We start from the raw sequence: 16,125 nt of genomic DNA, 5'->3' as shown, positions 1-16,125 counted from the left end.
GGGGTATTTACATCACCACACTGCCGTCGAGTTTCTTGGTGAAACGGTGCAGCACGCCGCCGTCCACACCCAAGTGGGTGATGGTGAGGGCATCTGGCAGGACTTGCAGGTGGGTAAAACCGTGGATGTCTTTCCCATACGGCATTTTCCGTGCTTCATTTGTTAACTTACGAATGCGTGCGCCACCGCCGCCGGAAAGGACGAAGGAGGTGAATTTTCCTTCCAGTTCGAGGTGCTGGAGATCGTGATCATGCCCGCAGAGATAGGCATGCACTTTGTGTTCTTGCAGCAGATCTCCCCATTGTTCGATGAGCGGTTGAGTGTCTTTGTGGCTACCGTTTGAATAAAGAGGATGATGACCGACAACGACCGTGAAGGGTGCACGTGGTTTGGCCAGCTCAAGCTTGAGCCATTCGAGCTGCTGCGCCTCCTCCTCCGCGGCCATGTGCGTCTTCGGTTTTCCTGTTTTTTTGTCCTTCCCGCCACTGATTTTGGGGAAATTGGTGTCGAGGGCCAAGAAGGTCACCAGCGGAGTTGGGCTGCCTACATCCACGCGATACCATTTGTTAGGCATGTGCCAGCGCACACCGGCTTTTTTGGCATAGGCCAGTTGTACCTGTTCCCCCCCGGGATTGTCATGGTAGTCATGGTTCCCCAAGACCGCCCATTGAGGGCCGGGGAAGAGGCTCGCTGGGTACATGTCTTCGATCTCTTCTTTCCAGCGCTGCGCTTCCACGGTGAAACCACCTTTGGTCGGGCCATAGACATTGTCGCCAATGAACCAGAGTCCTGAGGGAGTGAGTTTCTCTTTGCCCACGAATGTTTTCATCGCCTCAGCGACGATTTTCTGGTCCTGGCCTCCGGTGCCGAAATCACCGATGGCAAGAAGGTGCAGCGCCCCTGGAGCAAGCTCAGCCTGGGCTTGAGTGCGAAGATTCAGCGAAAGGGCAACACTGGAGCAGAAAAGCGTCTTGAGAGCGCGGCGGCGATTCATGGGATTCATGGACGAATGATAACGCACGCGTGCAAGGCGACATATCAGCGAGATTTCACTCCAGGGCTTCCCTGAGGAAGCATTGGACAGGCCCCTCCCTGTGGGGCAATTTGGCAGCTTATCTAGCAACGATTTTTCGCCCCCCTTTTTTATATCCGATGACCCTAGCCGCCCTCCGCTCGTTTGCCCTTGGTTCTCTGGCCGCTGTTTTGGCTTCCTGCACCACTCCTTCGGGACCGCAGGGGCAGACTCAATATTTGGAAGCCTTCGCTCCTACCTCAGTGCCTCATTCGGCATTGTATAATCAGGACATGGATTCCTACTGGGATGGCGACGGCATGGCGGGTGCGCCTAGCATCGTGATTGATATCAGCGACCAAAAAGCCTATTTTTACAAAGGCAGTTCTCTCGCAGGCGTATCTGCCCTTTCCACAGGGGATGAGAAGCATGCGACCACCCTGGGGCGATTCAAAATCACGCAGAAAGATCAGTGGCATAAATCCAATCTCTACGGAGACTTTGTGGACGGCGCAGGCAATGTGGTGGTGGCAAACGTGGACGTAACCAAGGACAAAGCCCCTCCTGGGACACGTTTTGAAGGTTCCAAGATGCACCACTTCATGCGTTTCGTGGGCGGCATCGGCATGCATGAAGGTTTCCTTCCAGGCTACCCAGCGTCCCATGGTTGCGTGCGTATGCCCCCACACATGGCGGCTATTTTTTATAACAATGTCACGCAGGGCACTCCCGTGACGGTGCGCCCCTGAGCCTGAATTCTGTCAACCTAGCTTTTCCGCGATCATGCCTCCTGTAGAACTGCCTCTCGAAGTCAGTGTGGATGATACCAGTTACCTTCTGAATCGTCCCGGTACCCCTCCACCTCGAGTGGTGGATTGCCGCGAGGAGGATGAATGGCAGATCTGCCGTATCGAAGGAGCGGAGCTAGTGCCACTCTCTCAGTTCGGAGAACTGGCAGCACAACGTTTTACCGATCCTGCTGAACACATCATCATCTACTGCCACCACGGCATGCGCAGTCAGCGTGCCGCGGGGTGGCTACGCCAGCATGGGTTTACGCAGGCGCAGTCCATGCGCGGCGGCATTGATGCCTGGGCGGATTTGGTGGAGCCTGAGATGGCTCGTTATTGATCTGATTAATTGTTTGTTTCTCTTTGTTTTGAAATCGGAAATGCTTTCTCCTTCTTCGGTCGGATTTAAAGAGTGGGCCTATGTCTGCGATTCCTTGGTTCAGGGAGTGCAATCTCTGATTTTACGCAAAGGCGGCATTCATGAGGGCCGCGGTGGTTTCGAGTGGAAGCATCGGCAGTTTTTTCTTTTCCCGACCTGGTTTCATACGCAGTCCGAGCGACTCACTTGGTCCCCTGACGGGGCAGGTTCCTTTCCCCCAGAAGAAGAGCGAACGAGTGTGGATGTGGATGGGTTTGCTACGCTAGAGCAGGTATGGAAAGTCACTGACTGGGCGCAGATGGAGGCCATCGCTCCTCTGCATATTTGGAAGGAAGAAATCGTCAAAGAGCGCTTTATTTACGATGAGGAGAGTTGCCTGCATGTGGCCCTCGTGCGTGCCTACAAGTTGCCCAAGCGCTGGTCCTTTCCCTATTCGAAGAGTTATGGGGGATGTCGCTCTTGGGTCAATCTACCTGAGGAGGGTTTAGCACTTGCGGATCAAGCAACGCCCGCCATCGGGAATGCTGAGTGGGAAGATATAGCTGCAAAGCTACGCTCAGTTTTGGGGGTGTAGTGGAGTGTCTGGCTCCGCCTTAAAGGCTCCCCACTATTTCAGAAGGATTGACTCTAAGCCGCCAGTTCTTCTCGTTTCTGCCACCGCTGCTCATGCTGGGTGGCGTGAAGAAAAAAATCGTTGGCCTCCTGAGTGCTTTGGTTGGGATCCAGCGGTAATCGCATGGTGAGCTCAAGTCCTTGAGGTTCTAATCGCTTGGCCTCGATGCTGCCGCCATGCAGGTGAAGGGTGACGTAGCAGGCCATCATGTTGACACCAAAGTCATCAGGCTTGCGACTGCGGGTGAAAAAGGGATCGAACAAGTTTGCGGCTCGGTCTTGGGCCCCCCATCCGCCATTGTCTGTGAGGACCATCACCGCCTGCTCTTGTCCGGAGGCATCTCTTTCCATGCGGGCCCTCACCACCACACGATCTCCCGGATGCAGGTGGGTGATCTCCTCAATGAAAAGTAGGCGCCAAAGTTGGCGGAATCGCTCCTCATGTACCAATAGCGGAGGGAGGGTAGGGGAGATATCGAACTCCACCCGAATGTTTTTCTCCTGAAAATGGCCGATGTAAGTGTTTAAAGTCTCCTCAAGCAAAGCTGGGAGAGACACCGTATCTTGCCGATTCAGTTTCCGTGCGTGGGAGGCGTGGGCCAAGTGGTTCAGCAGGGTCTGGATCCGCTCAATCTGTGCTTGTGCCTGATGCTGTGTTTCGACCCAAAAATTTGGATCGCGCGGGGGCCTCGCGTCAATCTCTTCCATCAGCTTCATCGGCGCTAAGTCAATGAAGGCCCGGACGACGGTGAGTGCATTGCGCAGGTGGTGATTCAGTCCTTCAGCCATGATGCCCATGCCTGCGACTCGGTCTGCCATCAAAGTTGTGCGGATGTTTTCCGCATTTTGAGTTAGCAGACCTTCGCGCTCTTGCAGGGTCTCGTAATATTCCATCCCCTGGCGTAGCACTGCGGCCAGTTGCTCAGGGTCCAGGGGCTTGTGTAGGTAACGGTAAGCGCGTCCTTCATTGACTGCTTTCACCGCAGTTTGGTAATCGGTAAATGCGGTGACGAGAATGCGAACAAGATTGGGGTGCAGCCTACGGGCACGGTCCATCAGTTCGACCCCGCTTTCTCCAGGCATGCGTTGGTCTGTCAGCAACACACCGATCTGCGGACCGTAATTTTCTAGAATGCGGTAACCATCGGCGGCATTGCTGGCGGTGTGGATGATGAATTCATCCTCAAACATCTGTCTGAAGTAATGGAGCGCTTTCTCCTCATCATCCACGTAGAGCACGTGGTAGTTAGCTAAAGGGGGGGGATTCATGCGGCTGCGGGGGCGGCGGCGGGTTTAAAGCGAAGGGTAAATTCAGTGAAGGTTCCAGTCTGGCTAGCCGCAGTGATAGACCCGTTCATGCCCTGCATCATTCGATAACAAAGACTCAAGCCGAGGCCCATGCCCTGGCCTACTTCTTTGGTGGTGAAGAAAGGGTCAAAAATGCGCTGCAAGTGTTCCTCTGGTATCCCGGTGCCATTGTCACGAACGCGCAAAACGAGTTCGTCACCCTCTTGCATCGCACTCAGGGTAATTTCTGGATGGGGGTGTCCTTGCAAGGCATCCAGACTGTTTTGAACAAGGTTGATCAAAATTTGAATGATGTGGTTTTCATCTCCAAAAGCTATGAGATCCGCCGGGACTTCGCAGTGTAGCAGGGCTTCTGCATCGCCGATCTGCTTGGCCATGAGACGATTCACTTTGGCCACCGTTTGACTCAAATTGACAGGGGAGGAGCCCTTGTTCTCCGGATGCGCAAACGTGCGTAGGTCAGAAACGATGGAGGCCACGCGGTCCACTCCTTCACCGATGTCCGTGAGGATGAGTCCCAGGGACTCCACAGTTTCAGGCGGGAGGTTTTTGGTCTTTTTCTTCAGGACGAAAAGCGCAGATTTAACAAAGTTCAGGGGATTATTGATCTCATGAACGATGCCAGCGCTTAGCCGACCGATGGAGGCCAGTTTCTCACTTTGATTTAATTGAGCTTCGGTTTCACGAAGACGTTTGAGTGTGGCGGAAAGTTCCTCATTGCGGCGGCTCAGTTCCTCCCGTTGCGCCTCGACTTTGCAGCGGTTCACAAATTCCCGCAGACGGATGGCGTGGTGCTGCCGACTGCCGCAATAAAGAATCACGCAGGTCAGCAGGATGAAGAGCGTGTTATTGATAAATAGACCGATGGAGCTGAGGTGACCATCGTAACGGAGATTGGGAATCGTCGCTGCGAAATAAAACAGCAGCACCAGAGCGACGGTGATTCCAATCTCCCGGAACGTCCAATGAAAGACAAAGGAGGTACCGACAAGGCAGAGCATGAGCCCGGCGTAATAGCTGGAACTGCCATCGCCTGAGAAGTAAATCATCAGGCAGATGGCCAAGGCTGGCAGCAAGGGCAAAATCACGGGATAAACGCGGTGATAACGGGCTGCCCAGGGACGATCGAGAGCCAAGAGCAACGGAATACACATGGCTGAACAGAGAATGCGCAGCAACACAAACTCCCTGAAATGCGTGGGGTAGGCCAGCCAATCCAACACCGCACAGAACGGGACCAAGAGCATGACGAACCAGGCTCCCAATCGTGCATTCCGCATATTGAGCTCTTGTAGCTCTCCCTCGAAGCGAGCTGATTTTTCCGCTTCTGCGAGAATTTTTGGATCAATAGGCGGGGCTGCTCTGGAAATCACAGGCACCTCACGTGTCGCAGCAGGGAAGTGCAGCGGAGCCGTATTAGGTGACTTGGTTGTTAGAGCAATCACAATTTGTATAATTATTGTAAATTATACTGGATCGAGAAAGGCTAGCAACTAATTCTTTGGGTCTTTTGCCGGGCGCAGCACGCCCTTGCTATGTGGTTTAAAGTCAATATTCTACGAATTTTCTTCAGATCTATGGGGAATTAAAGTTTAGCGTTGAATATGTAAAAAATAATTCACGCCTTCAGGCTCCCAGTGAATTTGGATTTGGTCTGGGGAGGCCCCAGCTCTGGCTGCTAAGGCGGTTAAAGTCTCCCGGCTGCGATGAATGAGCTGCCAGTGGCCCAGCAGTTCCATGTAATCGCGGCTCGGGTTGAAGTCTGAAAAGTTCCCCACCACCACCTCTCCGCCGGGCTTGGTCACGGCCATCATGGCCTTCAGCACATGGACAAAAAGCCGATCGCTCAGATAATCAAACAAACCGGCAGACCAAGTGAGATCATACCCGCGTGTGGGGACAAAACGCAGGACATTGCGGTGGTGAAAGCGCAACCTGGATTCCCAAGGTGTGCAGAGATTTTGAGCATAAGCGATGGCATGAGCGTCCATATCCACACAATCAATCTGCACGTCCGCGTCGGGAGTGTTCATGAAAAATTCCCGCACATCCCGCGCCGGGCCGCTTGCCACATTAAGGACAGAGAGGGGTTGCCCCCTAGGGTGATGCTCCAGGTGGCTGGCCATTAAGTCTTGGAAGTAGGCTTTGCGATTCCGCACAGCGACCGGGGCCGCTTGGCTATGAAAATAAAGATCCCATAAGCGCAGATTTGGATCTGTCTGTGTTCGCCGGGTATAGATATGGTCGATGATTTCAAAATCACCGCTGTAGCCATATTTGCGGGCGAGCGCCTCAGCCTGCATGGTACCAGGCAGGTGCAGTTGCGTCATTTCGCGCACGTAATCCGAGACTTCCTCCAGGCTCAGGCTGCCCCCACGCACAGCATCCCCCAAGTGACGGACGGCGCGATTGAGCACGCTGTATTCTGGCGGGCGCGGCCCTCCTTTGCTGAGGAAGTCATGTAGCAACTCGTCGAAAGCATTCAAGAGATGCGAATCACGCCGATAGAGCACCGGCGACTCAGCGGTGAGGATGGAGTAGGGAGGCGGCATCTCGTTTATTTTTAAAATATCGGGACCACTTGGTAATAAGTGGAAGTATTTTGTTAAAATAACCGAGATATAAGGCCGGGCAAAATGCGAATTGAGTTGTTGAGGAAACTTTGTTTCTGAAAATTCACCTCCATTCTAGTCATTCCGAAGAATGGGATTCTTCGGATTCAAAAAAGGTAGGTGGTGTGCAAATTTGCGTCGCTAGTGGGCGGAATGACTCAAAAAGGACCATGATAAGGGTGCTTTTTGGACAGTTGAGTGCAGTTTACCGCCTTCTTAATGGCAGAGTTTTACTGCCAAACTTTAGATTTACGCTTCATGTCTCCCGAGTTCCTTTTTCAGGCCGTTGTCTATCTTATCGCTGCTGTCATCGCCGTGCCCATAGCGAAGCGATTGGGGTTGGGATCTGTCTTGGGTTATCTATTGGCAGGCATCGTCATCGGCCCTTCGCTTTTGGGTTTGGTTGGTGAGGTGGAAGATGTGCAGCACTTTGCGGAATTCGGCGTCGTGATGATGCTCTTTGTCGTGGGGTTGGAACTCCGGCCGAGTTTGCTTTGGCGGTTGCGAGGGCCTATTTTAGGCACCGGCAGTGCGCAGGTCTTGGGCACTGCTGCTGCAGTCTCAGGAATCGCGCTGGCTTTGGGGCTGACCTGGCCTATCGCCGTTACGGTGGGGCTCATTTTGACGATGTCCTCCACCGCTATCGTCATCCAGTCTTTGGCGGAAAGGAAACTGCTGAATACCCGAGGAGGTCAGGCCTGCTTTTCCGTCCTGTTATTTCAGGACATTGCCGTCATCCCTATTTTGGCGGCTCTACCTTGGCTGGCGAAAGCAAATGGCGGGGCAGGGGAGGCGGAGCATGCGCATGGCCATGAATCTGCCCTGGCCCACCTGCCGCAGTGGGCACAGACCTTGTGTACGATCGGTGCCGTGGTGGCTGTGGTCGTGGTGGCGCATTACTTTCTGCGATACGTCTTCCGTTATGTGGCGGCATCTAAGCTGCGGGAGATGTTCACCATCGTCGCTTTGCTGGTGGTGGCAGGTGTAGCATGGCTCATGCAACTCGTGGGGCTCTCTGCCGCGTTGGGCACGTTTATCGCAGGGGTCGTTTTGGCAGAAAGCGAATATCGGCATCAATTGGAAGCGGATGTGGAACCCTTTAAAGGCCTGTTGTTGGGGTTATTCTTCATGGCGGTTGGGGCCGGGTTAAACTTGGGCTTGGTGGTGGCGCAGCCCGGCCTGATTGCCGTCCTCGTTTTCGGGCTTATCGCAGTGAAGTTTCTGGTGCTCCTGTCACTTGGTGGGCTTTTTCAGCTTGGCTGGGGCGCTTCGTTCATCTTTTCTTGCGCCCTGGCTCAGGGGGGCGAATTTTGTTTTGTTCTGCTCGGGACAGCAGGTGGTTTAGGGTTGGTCGGTCCCGAGTTAGCGGGGCCCTTAAATGCGGCTGTCGCCATCAGCATGGCTTTGACTCCTTTGATGCTGATCGCCAATGATCGGCTCATCCAACCTCGGTTTTCTAAACTGGCCTCGCCCCGCGAGCATGACGTGGTGGAAAGCCATGATCACCCAGTGATTTTGGCAGGCTTTGGTCGCTTCGGTCACATCATCGGCCGTCTCTTGCAGTCGAATGGTTTTGGCGTGACCGTTTTGGACAATGACCCGGATCAGGTCGAAATGCTGGGCCGTTTTGGTCTCAAGTCATTTTATGGAGATGCTTCCCGTGCAGATCTCCTCGCTGCGGCGGGGGCTGAAAAAGCGAAAATCTTCGTCTGCGCGGTGGATGATGAAGCGAAGTCTTTGGAGATCGTGGACCTCGTCCGCCATGAATTTCCTCACCTGCGCATCCTCGCCAGGGCTACCAGTCGCAATCATGCCTATGAGCTGATCAAACGCGGCATCATGGACTATCGGCGTGATTTGTTAGGCAGTTCTTTGGATCTGAGTGTGGATGTCTTACGCGCGCTGGGCTACCGCGCTCACCGGGCTGTGCGTGCGGTGGAACTTTTCCGCTGCTACGACGAAGAAAGCGTGCGCGAACTGGCCAAACACTATGGGGGAGACCAGGCCACTTACATCTCCATGGCCCGCCAACATTTAGAAAATTTGGAGTCGGTGTTTCGGCAGGATCTCAAACGTCAGCACTTGGATGCCGAAGATGCGTGGGACACCGCCGGGCCGCCTAAAGGAGCATAGCAGGGAGTTCCACGCCCTCATGCGTGAGGAGCCAGCGCTTGCGGTCTAGCCCTCCCGCATAACCCGTGAGACTGCCGTTTTGCCCGATCACGCGGTGACAGGGAATGATGATGGAGAGTGGGTTCTTCCCCACGGCTGCGCCTACGGCCCGCACCGCCGCTGGGGCTGCCAGGCGCTCCGCTAGCTGGCCGTAAGTCCAGGTTTTACCGGCGGGGATCTCTAACAGAGCTTGCCACACTTTTTGTTGGAATGGCGTGCCTGTGACCCAATCCAGGGGCAGGGAAAAGCGCAGATCTTTACCCATGAAGTAGCGCGCAAGAGCCATCAAGGTGGCATCAAAGCGCGCGCCTTCATCATCTCGCACCCAGGTGTCCGCATCGCGCGGCCAGTGGCGCTGGCCTTCGAGATAAAGGCCGCACAGTCCCACCTCTGTGGACACAAGGGTAATGCCTCCAATGGGGGAGGATGTGTGGGTGTAATAGCGAGTCGGTTTCATGGGGTAAGACTTTTCCAAAGGGCCGCAGCGGCATAGGCGCGCCAGGGACGCCAGTCGAGCGAGCGTTGTTCGGCCTGCTTGGTCGGGATCAAAACACCCTGGCCAATGGCTTTGCGTAATCCTAAATCCGCGGCTGGAAAAGCATCTGGAAAACGCAGGGCGCGCATGGCGATGTAGTGTGCCGTCCAGGGACCGATGCCGGGGAGCTCGACCAACTGCGCCACGGCGCTCTCGTGATCCAATCCTGGGGGAAATTGAAGCCCACCTTGAAGAGCAAAAGAGGCGAGGTGCTTCAGCGTTTCCGCCCGCGCACGCACCAGCCCGAGTTGGCACATCTCCTCCACGGTGAGTATATCCAAAGCGGCTGCCTGGATGGCGTGGCGGTGTAAATTTGGGAAAGGTGTCTCAATTTTACTTCCGATACGGGCGGCCAATCGGCCAGAGAGAGTGGTCGCTGCAACGACAGTGATTTGCTGCCCTAGCACAGCCCGCACCGCGAGCTCAAAGGTATCCCAGGCACCGCCCACCCGTAGGCCTGGGAAATCGGCAAAGACGGGAGCCAAAAGAGGATCGGCTTTCAGCACGCTCTCAATGGCATCGGGTCTGGCATCCAGGTCAAACATGCGCCGCACCCGGGCCTGCACGGCTCCCAAGTGTCGCATCAAAGAAGGAGAGACTTCAACGTTCAAGACCGCCGCCCCTTCAGTCGGCCACACACGCATCCACCCTGTGGCCTCTCCTAGTGTGACGGTGCGGCGGTATTCGGCACCACAGATTTCTTCCACCCCTGGCACCAGGCGGCTGCGGAAGTAATCCATCAATGCCGTCCAAGCCAGGGGGGCACGGTAGGCTAACCGAAGGCGAATGCCATCGCTGCCTGAGCTAACTTTCCTGCGGCAAGCACTGGGGACTAGCCCATAGCGCTGCTGAAACAGGGCATTGAAATTCCGCAGGCTACGAAAGCCCGCCGCTAGGGCGATCTCGCTCACGGGCTGGCTTGTTTCCTGGAGAAGTTGCTTAGCCAGGAGCAGGCGCTGAGTCTGGATCACCTGCACCGGCGTTACTCCGTATTCGGCTTCTAGGATGCGTCTCACTTGACGCGTGCTTAACCCGAGATCAGCGTCCAGATCTGCCAGCCACACCCCCTCGACAGCACGTTCTTGCAGCCTACTCAGGATCGCTTCCGCCAGCGAACTACCATGACAACCAGGGGCCAACTCTGGGCGGCAGCGCAGGCAGGGGCGAAAACCCGCCGCTTCTGCCGCACTCGCTGTGGGATAAAAGGCGCAGGACTTGGCCGCAGGTGTCCGCGCTGGGCAGACAGGGCGACAGTAAATACCCGTGGATTTCACCCCTGTAAAAAACACCCCATCAAAGCGCGCATCGCGTGCCTGGAGCGCCGTGTAGCAGGTGTCATCCGTGAGATTCATGCACCAATGATGGCGCAGAATCTCATTTCACGCTCGCCGTTTTCGGACATGGTAGTGATACGGGACTAACCATCAATGTTTCACGGAGCAGCCAGTGCCGACGCTCTGGAAGAAGTCTTCACCTTTGTCATCCACCAGGATGAATGCGGGGAAATCCTGCACTTCGATTTTCCAAATGGCCTCCATGCCGAGTTCTGGAAACTCGACGACTTCGACTTTCTTGATGTTTTCTTTCGCCAGGATGGCTGCGGGTCCACCAATGCTACCCAGGTAGAAACCGCCGTGTTTTTTGCAGGCATCCGTGACCTGCTGTCCACGGTTACCTTTGGCGATCATGATCATGCTGCCGCCGTGGCTTTGGAACAGGTCCACATAGCTGTCCATGCGGCCGGCGGTGGTGGGGCCGAAGCTCCCGCTGGGCATGCCCGCTGGGGTCTTAGCTGGGCCCGCATAATACACGGGATGGGCCTTGAAATAGTCTGGCAGTTCACCCCCAGCATCTAGGCGCTCTTTGAGCTTGGCATGGGCGATGTCGCGCGCGACAACAATGGGGCCATTGAGCAGCAGACGGGTGGTGACTGGATGCTTGCTCAATTCCGCGCGGATGGCTTCCATCGGTTGGTTGAGATCGATGCGGACCGCGTTGGTATCTTTGCGATGGCGCAGCTCTTCTGGGATGTATTGCAGCGGGTTCGTTTCCAGTTTTTCGATGAAGACGCCGTCTCGAGTGATCTTGCCTTTAGCCTGCCTGTCTGCGGAGCAGGAGACTCCGATGCCGATAGGCAGGGAGGCCCCATGGCGGGGCAGGCGGATGACGCGAACATCCAGCGCGAAGTATTTGCCGCCAAACTGGGCACCGATGCCGCAGGTGCGCGCAGCCTCCAGCATCTGAGCTTCCAGCTCCAGGTCGCGAAAAGCGCGGCCATGCTCATTGCCAGTGGTGGGCAGGTTATCGTAGTACTTCGTGGAGGCCAGTTTCACATGCTTCATCGTGGCCTCCGCCGAGGTGCCGCCGATGACAAAGCTGAGGTGGTAAGGGGGGCAGGCTGCGGTGCCCAGAGACAGCATCTTGTCCGTGAGGAACTTGACGATGCTCTTGGGATTCAGCACTGCGCGAGTTTCCTGGTAAAGGAAGGACTTGTTCGCTGAGCCTCCGCCTTTGGAGATGAAGAGGAATTTGTAGGCCTCACCTTCGGTTGCATACAGATCAAACTGGGCGGGCAAATTCGTACCCGTGTTCTTCTCATTGAACATGTCGAGCGCGGCATTTTGGGAGTAGCGCAGATTATTCTCTGTGTAGGCTTCATACACGCCTTTGGAGAGGGCAGCTTCATCACTGCTACCCGTCCACACCTGTTGGCCCTTTTTGCCCATGATGATGGCTGTGCCAGTGTCTTGACAAAAGGGGAGCAGACCTGCGGAGGATACATCCGCATTTTTCAAAAGTGTCAGAGCCACCATGCGGTCATTTTCACTGGCCTCAGGATCATCCAAGATCGCTGCTACCTGTTTCAAATGTTTAGGCCGCAGAAAGAAATTGATGTCATGAAATGCCTGATTGGCCAACAAAGTCAGCGCCTGTGGGTCCACACAGAGAACTTCCTTGCCGCCGAAATTTTGCACGCTGACGTGGTCTTGGGTGAGCAGGCGGTATTCGGTATCGTCCTGACCGAGTTCAAACAATTCCTGGTAGTGAAAAGGGGGCGTTGGCATGTGGGTGGGATTCTACTTTGAAAAGCATACGCGCGTGGGCAATGGAGAAAGCGGGGAGCCTGTGCGATCTCCTGGGGCCATGCGACTGGGTGCGCAGAAGCTATCTCACTGCCTTGAGCACTTCCTGAAAAGGCGAGGTCACACCCATGGTGCTGAGGATGAATTCATCCGTGCGGAAGGGACTCGCTGGCAGGCCTTCTGCATTGATTAAATTCGCTCCCTCTGGCCAGGCTGCCCAGGCATAACGAACACCCACCGGGGCACTTACCTGAGGGCTAGAAACGACAATTTCCTGGCCCTCAATCTTCGCCTGTGCCCACACCCATTTTTGGTCTGCACCGACGATCTGAAAATGCTTCAATTCACCGCCATCGCGTGTCTTTAAACCTCCACCCGCATAGTCGAATTGAATGCGTACCTGGCTACCTTCGATGATGCTGTTTTTAAACAACGGGCCGCTGGGCACAGTGCTCGTTTTGCCATAGTCTTTGGCCAGGGCCCAAAGGGCGAGGCGTCGGCCTACCTCCTGTTTGTTTTTCGGGTGAATGTCTTTTTCTTCGCCAATGTCGTTAATCACTGCGAGGCCAGTCTTCGGTAGCGTGATGGCGGTCAGGTATTGAGCCTCCTGCAATTCAGCCCAGGTATCGGCTGCACCGGCATCTTTCGTGGTGGGCTGGCCGTTGCCAAAGCTGGCGAGTTGCACAATGTAAAAGCTGAATTCCTCATTCCAGCGCGTGCGCCAGTCATTGATCATGTTAGGCAGTAGCTCCTGATATTGGAAAGCGCGCTTTTGGTTAGACTCGCCCTGATACCAGATGGCCCCTTGCAGGGTGTAGGGGATCAGTGGAGCCACCATGGCATTAAAAAGCACGGCAGGGTAATGCGGCGTTTTGTTGGGATCATCCGTGGGGCGAGGTGCCGCAGGAATCTCCTTTTTTGGAGAAGCTGGCTGCTTCTCATTTTGGGCTTGAATAACTTTGACTTGTTCTTTCCAGGTGGCTTTGGCCGCTTCAAATTTTTTCGCTTCTGCGTCTGCATCATAAGACTGCCTGGTGCCTTCCCAATCACTCAAAAGTTGAGCTGCACAGGGACGCTCTTCCAGAGATTCCCGGCTGGTCCAGGCCTCCACTCGGGTGCCTCCCCAGGAGGTATTGATGAGGCCCACAGGCACCTTCAAAACCTGGTGAAGATGACGACCGAAAAAGTACGCTACGGCAGAAAATTGTCCGACATTGGCTGGGCTGGCCTCTTTCCAGGTCCCTTTAACATCTGCCGCAGGCTCCATGGCGGTGGCACGCTCGACACTGAACATGCGAATCTGCGGAAAATGGGCTGCCGCCATTTCCTGCTCTGGATTGGCTGACTGTGACACCATCCACTGCATGTTGGATTGGCCCGAGCAGAGCCACACCTCGCCTACCAAAATGTTTTTCAACGTCAGGGTATTCTTGCCTACCACGGTGAGTTCAGCCGGAGTGGCATTGGCGGGCAGGGCATCCAGCGTCACGCGCCATTTTCCTTCCAGATCAGCCTGCGTGACTTTGGTTTGCCCAGCGAAGGTCACGCTGACGTTTTCATCAGCAGCCGCTTTTCCCCAGATGGCCACAGGCTTGCCCTGTTGCAGCACGAGTCCATCGGTGAAAAACGCAGGCATCGTCACCTCGGCGAAGGCTGGGAGACTGGTCAGGATGAGTAGAGATGCAAGGAAACGCTTCATGGCAAGGATACGCACGGTGTAAACGCACGACGTAGCCTTTACGTAACAACGGACTTTCTCCAGATACAAGGGCTGAGGACAGGCATGCGCCTCAAGATACTCTTACTCCCAGGTTAGTGGCGTGCCCACAGGCAGCAGCCGCACCGCCCTGGCGATGTCCCAATTGGTCATGCGAAAGCCACCCACACTCTCTTGACGTGTCATGTAGCCAGGGATGCTGGTGCCATGCAAACCATAGGGTAAAGGTGTGGTTTCACTGCCTTTAGCAAGATTGATCCAAAGAGGACCCACAGGGTTATTGGGACCTGGAGGGAGAACCAACGGTGGAGTCATGGGCGCAGCGGGATCTCCTGAGCTAACAAGACGGGGACGTGCGATGGCGTCTAAAATTTTCCAAATTCCACGCCCACGCAGTCCTGGGCGGGCTACGGAGACCGGAAGATTGGCGATGAGTTTGCCACTGCGGCGGATTTCCAGCCGCGAATTGCTGATGATGGTGGCCGTGACGGGGGCCGCAGGATCCGCCGTAGGTTGCAGGGGCTCTGTGAGCGCATTTTCAATCTCAAAAGGCACCACATTGGGCACAAAGAACAGGGCACCCACTTGGATGGGGGATTTCAACCCCGAGTTGATGCGGCGCAGAAAAGATTCCGAACAGTGGTAGCGTTCAGCCACAAATTCCCAGACGCTGCGATAAGCAAGAAATGGAGGCGCGGTGAGATCTTCAAACGTCAGAGCAGGCTCAGGGGGCGGTGGTGCTTGACGAGATTTCCGGGTGTGGGCTGGCGGTGCAGGGGCCTGTGGGATGATCCAGCGCAGGTCCTCTTCTTTTAACTGGTATTCCGCATACGCTCCGCCCATTTCACGAAGCACGGCGGCTGGCTGGCCCATTTCTGAATTCAGTTCTGCTGGGTGTGCAGTTTCGTAGGATCTCAATGCGGCATCATACAACGGGCCATCTGTACCATCGATGGGCCCAGCGGAAAATGTTTGGCGATCCAGATACGCCTGCATGAGAACGATGCGCGCCACGCTGGAGGCTGGGGAGGGCAGGGGGCGCTTGATCAAGAGTTTTACCTCCGGTTCTTTTTCAGCAACAGGCTTAGGTGGGGATTTAGGCGCACGTGCCTTGGGTTTGGGTTCCGGGGCGGGAGGTGGTGCCATGGCTTGAATATCCGTAAGGCTAGGAATACGCAGTGTTTGGCCCACGACGATGACATCACGCTTCATCTGGTTGAAGGCCTTGATTTGGTCGATCGTGACCCCATTCTGCCGAGCGATGACATAAAGAGAGTCTCCCTTCGCCACCACGTATTCCTGAGTTTCCTGTGGGGGACCCTGAGGCAGTGGTTTCTTTTGGGTGGAAGGAGTGGAAGATTCCGCCGAAAATGTTTGAGGCGTGGAAACTGGCGGTAAGGCAACTCCCCAGACGGCTAGGTCTGAGGCCTCCGGTAGCCAGCGCCACTGCACCGCTTTTTCGAGGCCGGGCTCTACTCTGGGCAATGGCGGTTTGACATGAATTGCGGGGGGAAGCGATTCCGCAACTGCAATCCACCCGGTGAGTAAAAAACTCAGGGAGAAAGCAGCCAGCCAGTAGGCGCGGGAGGCACCGAACGGGAGGTATTTCGTAGCCATAATTGAGATCAAAGCCCTTATCGTGCGGAGCACAAGCACTGGTTTGGTCCTTCTGCGAAACCTCACGAGGGAACAAAAGAACGGGCCGCCTGAAATCACCAAGTGACACTCTGTCGAAATGATGAAGTAACTTGGAGAGGGCCCAGGATCTGTGCGGACGTCAAAAAGATCTCAGCGGCTCAAATATTTCGATTCTGGACTGCCGAATTTAAAATTCACAGGCCTTCTTTTCTGGGGACGGGGAGCAAAGAACATTCCAGGCCGATGATGGAAGATCTGAATGGTAT

Annotated in this window: 13 protein-coding genes; 4 read left to right on the top strand and 9 right to left on the bottom strand. The window is 55.3% G+C overall.

The features are described from left to right. Positions 1 to 7: 7 nt before the first annotated feature. Positions 8 to 994, bottom strand: coding sequence for a metallophosphoesterase (locus HNQ64_RS21055; protein WP_184212464.1), 987 nt, complete (start codon positions 992 to 994; stop codon positions 8 to 10). Positions 995 to 1,152: 158 nt separating this feature from the next. Between HNQ64_RS21055 and HNQ64_RS21050 the strand changes: the two genes are divergently transcribed. From HNQ64_RS21050 to HNQ64_RS21040, 3 genes are read left to right on the top strand one after another with little or no spacing between them, the layout of a single operon-like run. Further along, a complete protein-coding gene (locus tag HNQ64_RS21050; RefSeq protein ID WP_221305523.1) occupies positions 1,153 to 1,761 on the top strand; it encodes a L,D-transpeptidase family protein in 609 nt (202 codons plus the stop codon). Positions 1,762 to 1,795: 34 nt separating this feature from the next. Next, a complete protein-coding gene (locus HNQ64_RS21045) occupies positions 1,796 to 2,143 on the top strand; it encodes a rhodanese-like domain-containing protein (protein WP_184212462.1) in 348 nt (115 codons plus the stop codon). Between the two features lie 40 nt (positions 2,144 to 2,183). Continuing rightward, positions 2,184 to 2,756: a DUF1802 family protein gene (locus HNQ64_RS21040; protein ID WP_184212460.1), complete on the top strand. Its 573-nt coding sequence runs from the start codon at positions 2,184 to 2,186 to the stop codon at positions 2,754 to 2,756. A 53-nt stretch (positions 2,757 to 2,809) separates the two neighbouring features. Here the strand turns inward: HNQ64_RS21040 and HNQ64_RS21035 are convergent, their stop codons facing one another. The 3 genes from HNQ64_RS21035 to HNQ64_RS21025 all read right to left on the bottom strand — a co-directional run bounded on the left by HNQ64_RS21035 (position 2,810) and on the right by HNQ64_RS21025 (position 6,654). Then, positions 2,810 to 4,063 carry a hybrid sensor histidine kinase/response regulator gene (locus HNQ64_RS21035; protein ID WP_184212458.1) on the bottom strand — a complete coding sequence of 418 codons (1,254 nt, stop codon included), beginning with the start codon at positions 4,061 to 4,063 and terminating at the stop codon, positions 2,810 to 2,812. Then, the gene (locus tag HNQ64_RS21030; RefSeq protein WP_184212456.1) at positions 4,060 to 5,349 is read right to left on the bottom strand and encodes a sensor histidine kinase; all 1,290 of its coding nucleotides are present in this window, start codon (positions 5,347 to 5,349) and stop codon (positions 4,060 to 4,062) included. Before HNQ64_RS21030 ends, HNQ64_RS21035 begins: the two co-directional genes overlap by 4 nt. A 345-nt stretch (positions 5,350 to 5,694) precedes the next feature. Further along, the gene (locus HNQ64_RS21025) at positions 5,695 to 6,654 is read right to left on the bottom strand and encodes a class I SAM-dependent methyltransferase (RefSeq protein WP_184212454.1); all 960 of its coding nucleotides are present in this window, start codon (positions 6,652 to 6,654) and stop codon (positions 5,695 to 5,697) included. A 318-nt stretch (positions 6,655 to 6,972) separates the two neighbouring features. On the opposite strand from HNQ64_RS21025, the gene HNQ64_RS21020 reads away from it, so the two are divergent. Further along, entirely contained in the window at positions 6,973 to 8,847 is a 1,875-nt protein-coding gene (locus HNQ64_RS21020; RefSeq protein WP_184212452.1) for a monovalent cation:proton antiporter-2 (CPA2) family protein, read from the top strand. Here HNQ64_RS21020 and HNQ64_RS21015 read toward each other — a convergent pair. From HNQ64_RS21015 to HNQ64_RS20995, 5 genes are all read right to left on the bottom strand, one after another. Next, positions 8,834 to 9,343, bottom strand: a complete 510-nt coding sequence (locus HNQ64_RS21015; protein ID WP_184212450.1) for a methylated-DNA--[protein]-cysteine S-methyltransferase — start codon at positions 9,341 to 9,343, stop codon at positions 8,834 to 8,836. The genes HNQ64_RS21020 and HNQ64_RS21015 overlap by 14 nt on opposite strands. After that, positions 9,340 to 10,773 carry a DNA-3-methyladenine glycosylase 2 gene (locus HNQ64_RS21010; RefSeq protein ID WP_184212448.1) on the bottom strand — a complete coding sequence of 478 codons (1,434 nt, stop codon included), beginning with the start codon at positions 10,771 to 10,773 and terminating at the stop codon, positions 9,340 to 9,342. The genes HNQ64_RS21015 and HNQ64_RS21010 overlap by 4 nt, the downstream gene beginning before the upstream one ends. 72 nt (positions 10,774 to 10,845) lie before the next feature. Continuing rightward, positions 10,846 to 12,486, bottom strand: coding sequence for a fumarate hydratase (locus tag HNQ64_RS21005; protein WP_184212445.1), 1,641 nt, complete (start codon positions 12,484 to 12,486; stop codon positions 10,846 to 10,848). A gap of 100 nt (positions 12,487 to 12,586) precedes the next feature. After that, positions 12,587 to 14,203 carry a sialate O-acetylesterase gene (locus tag HNQ64_RS21000; protein ID WP_184212443.1) on the bottom strand — a complete coding sequence of 539 codons (1,617 nt, stop codon included), beginning with the start codon at positions 14,201 to 14,203 and terminating at the stop codon, positions 12,587 to 12,589. A gap of 102 nt (positions 14,204 to 14,305) precedes the next feature. After that, on the bottom strand, positions 14,306 to 15,838 hold the full coding sequence (locus tag HNQ64_RS20995) for a LysM peptidoglycan-binding domain-containing protein (protein WP_184212441.1): 1,533 nt from the start codon (positions 15,836 to 15,838) through the stop codon (positions 14,306 to 14,308). Between the last annotated feature and the right edge of the window lie 287 nt (positions 15,839 to 16,125).

The organism is Prosthecobacter dejongeii, from assembly GCF_014203045.1.
Classification (GTDB): domain Bacteria; phylum Verrucomicrobiota; class Verrucomicrobiia; order Verrucomicrobiales; family Verrucomicrobiaceae; genus Prosthecobacter; species Prosthecobacter dejongeii.
The sequence above is the reverse complement of the archived record's forward strand: the minus strand, read 5'-3'. Positions and strand labels throughout refer to the sequence as shown.

What these genes read in the sequence shown, in the direction of transcription:
- HNQ64_RS21055 (WP_184212464.1), bottom strand. Translation starts at nt 994, where the DNA reads ATGAATCGCCGCCGCGCTCTCAAGACGCTTTTCTGCTCCAGTGTTGCC.
- HNQ64_RS21050 (WP_221305523.1), top strand. Translation starts at nt 1,153, where the DNA reads ATGACCCTAGCCGCCCTCCGCTCGTTTGCCCTTGGTTCTCTGGCCGCT.
- HNQ64_RS21045 (WP_184212462.1), top strand. Translation starts at nt 1,796, where the DNA reads ATGCCTCCTGTAGAACTGCCTCTCGAAGTCAGTGTGGATGATACCAGT.
- HNQ64_RS21040 (WP_184212460.1), top strand. Translation starts at nt 2,184, where the DNA reads ATGCTTTCTCCTTCTTCGGTCGGATTTAAAGAGTGGGCCTATGTCTGC.
- HNQ64_RS21035 (WP_184212458.1), bottom strand. Translation starts at nt 4,063, where the DNA reads ATGAATCCCCCCCCTTTAGCTAACTACCACGTGCTCTACGTGGATGAT.
- HNQ64_RS21030 (WP_184212456.1), bottom strand. Translation starts at nt 5,349, where the DNA reads ATGCTCTTGGTCCCGTTCTGTGCGGTGTTGGATTGGCTGGCCTACCCC.
- HNQ64_RS21025 (WP_184212454.1), bottom strand. Translation starts at nt 6,654, where the DNA reads ATGCCGCCTCCCTACTCCATCCTCACCGCTGAGTCGCCGGTGCTCTAT.
- HNQ64_RS21020 (WP_184212452.1), top strand. Translation starts at nt 6,973, where the DNA reads ATGTCTCCCGAGTTCCTTTTTCAGGCCGTTGTCTATCTTATCGCTGCT.
- HNQ64_RS21015 (WP_184212450.1), bottom strand. Translation starts at nt 9,343, where the DNA reads ATGAAACCGACTCGCTATTACACCCACACATCCTCCCCCATTGGAGGC.
- HNQ64_RS21010 (WP_184212448.1), bottom strand. Translation starts at nt 10,773, where the DNA reads ATGAATCTCACGGATGACACCTGCTACACGGCGCTCCAGGCACGCGAT.
- HNQ64_RS21005 (WP_184212445.1), bottom strand. Translation starts at nt 12,486, where the DNA reads ATGCCAACGCCCCCTTTTCACTACCAGGAATTGTTTGAACTCGGTCAG.
- HNQ64_RS21000 (WP_184212443.1), bottom strand. Translation starts at nt 14,203, where the DNA reads ATGAAGCGTTTCCTTGCATCTCTACTCATCCTGACCAGTCTCCCAGCC.
- HNQ64_RS20995 (WP_184212441.1), bottom strand. Translation starts at nt 15,838, where the DNA reads ATGGCTACGAAATACCTCCCGTTCGGTGCCTCCCGCGCCTACTGGCTG.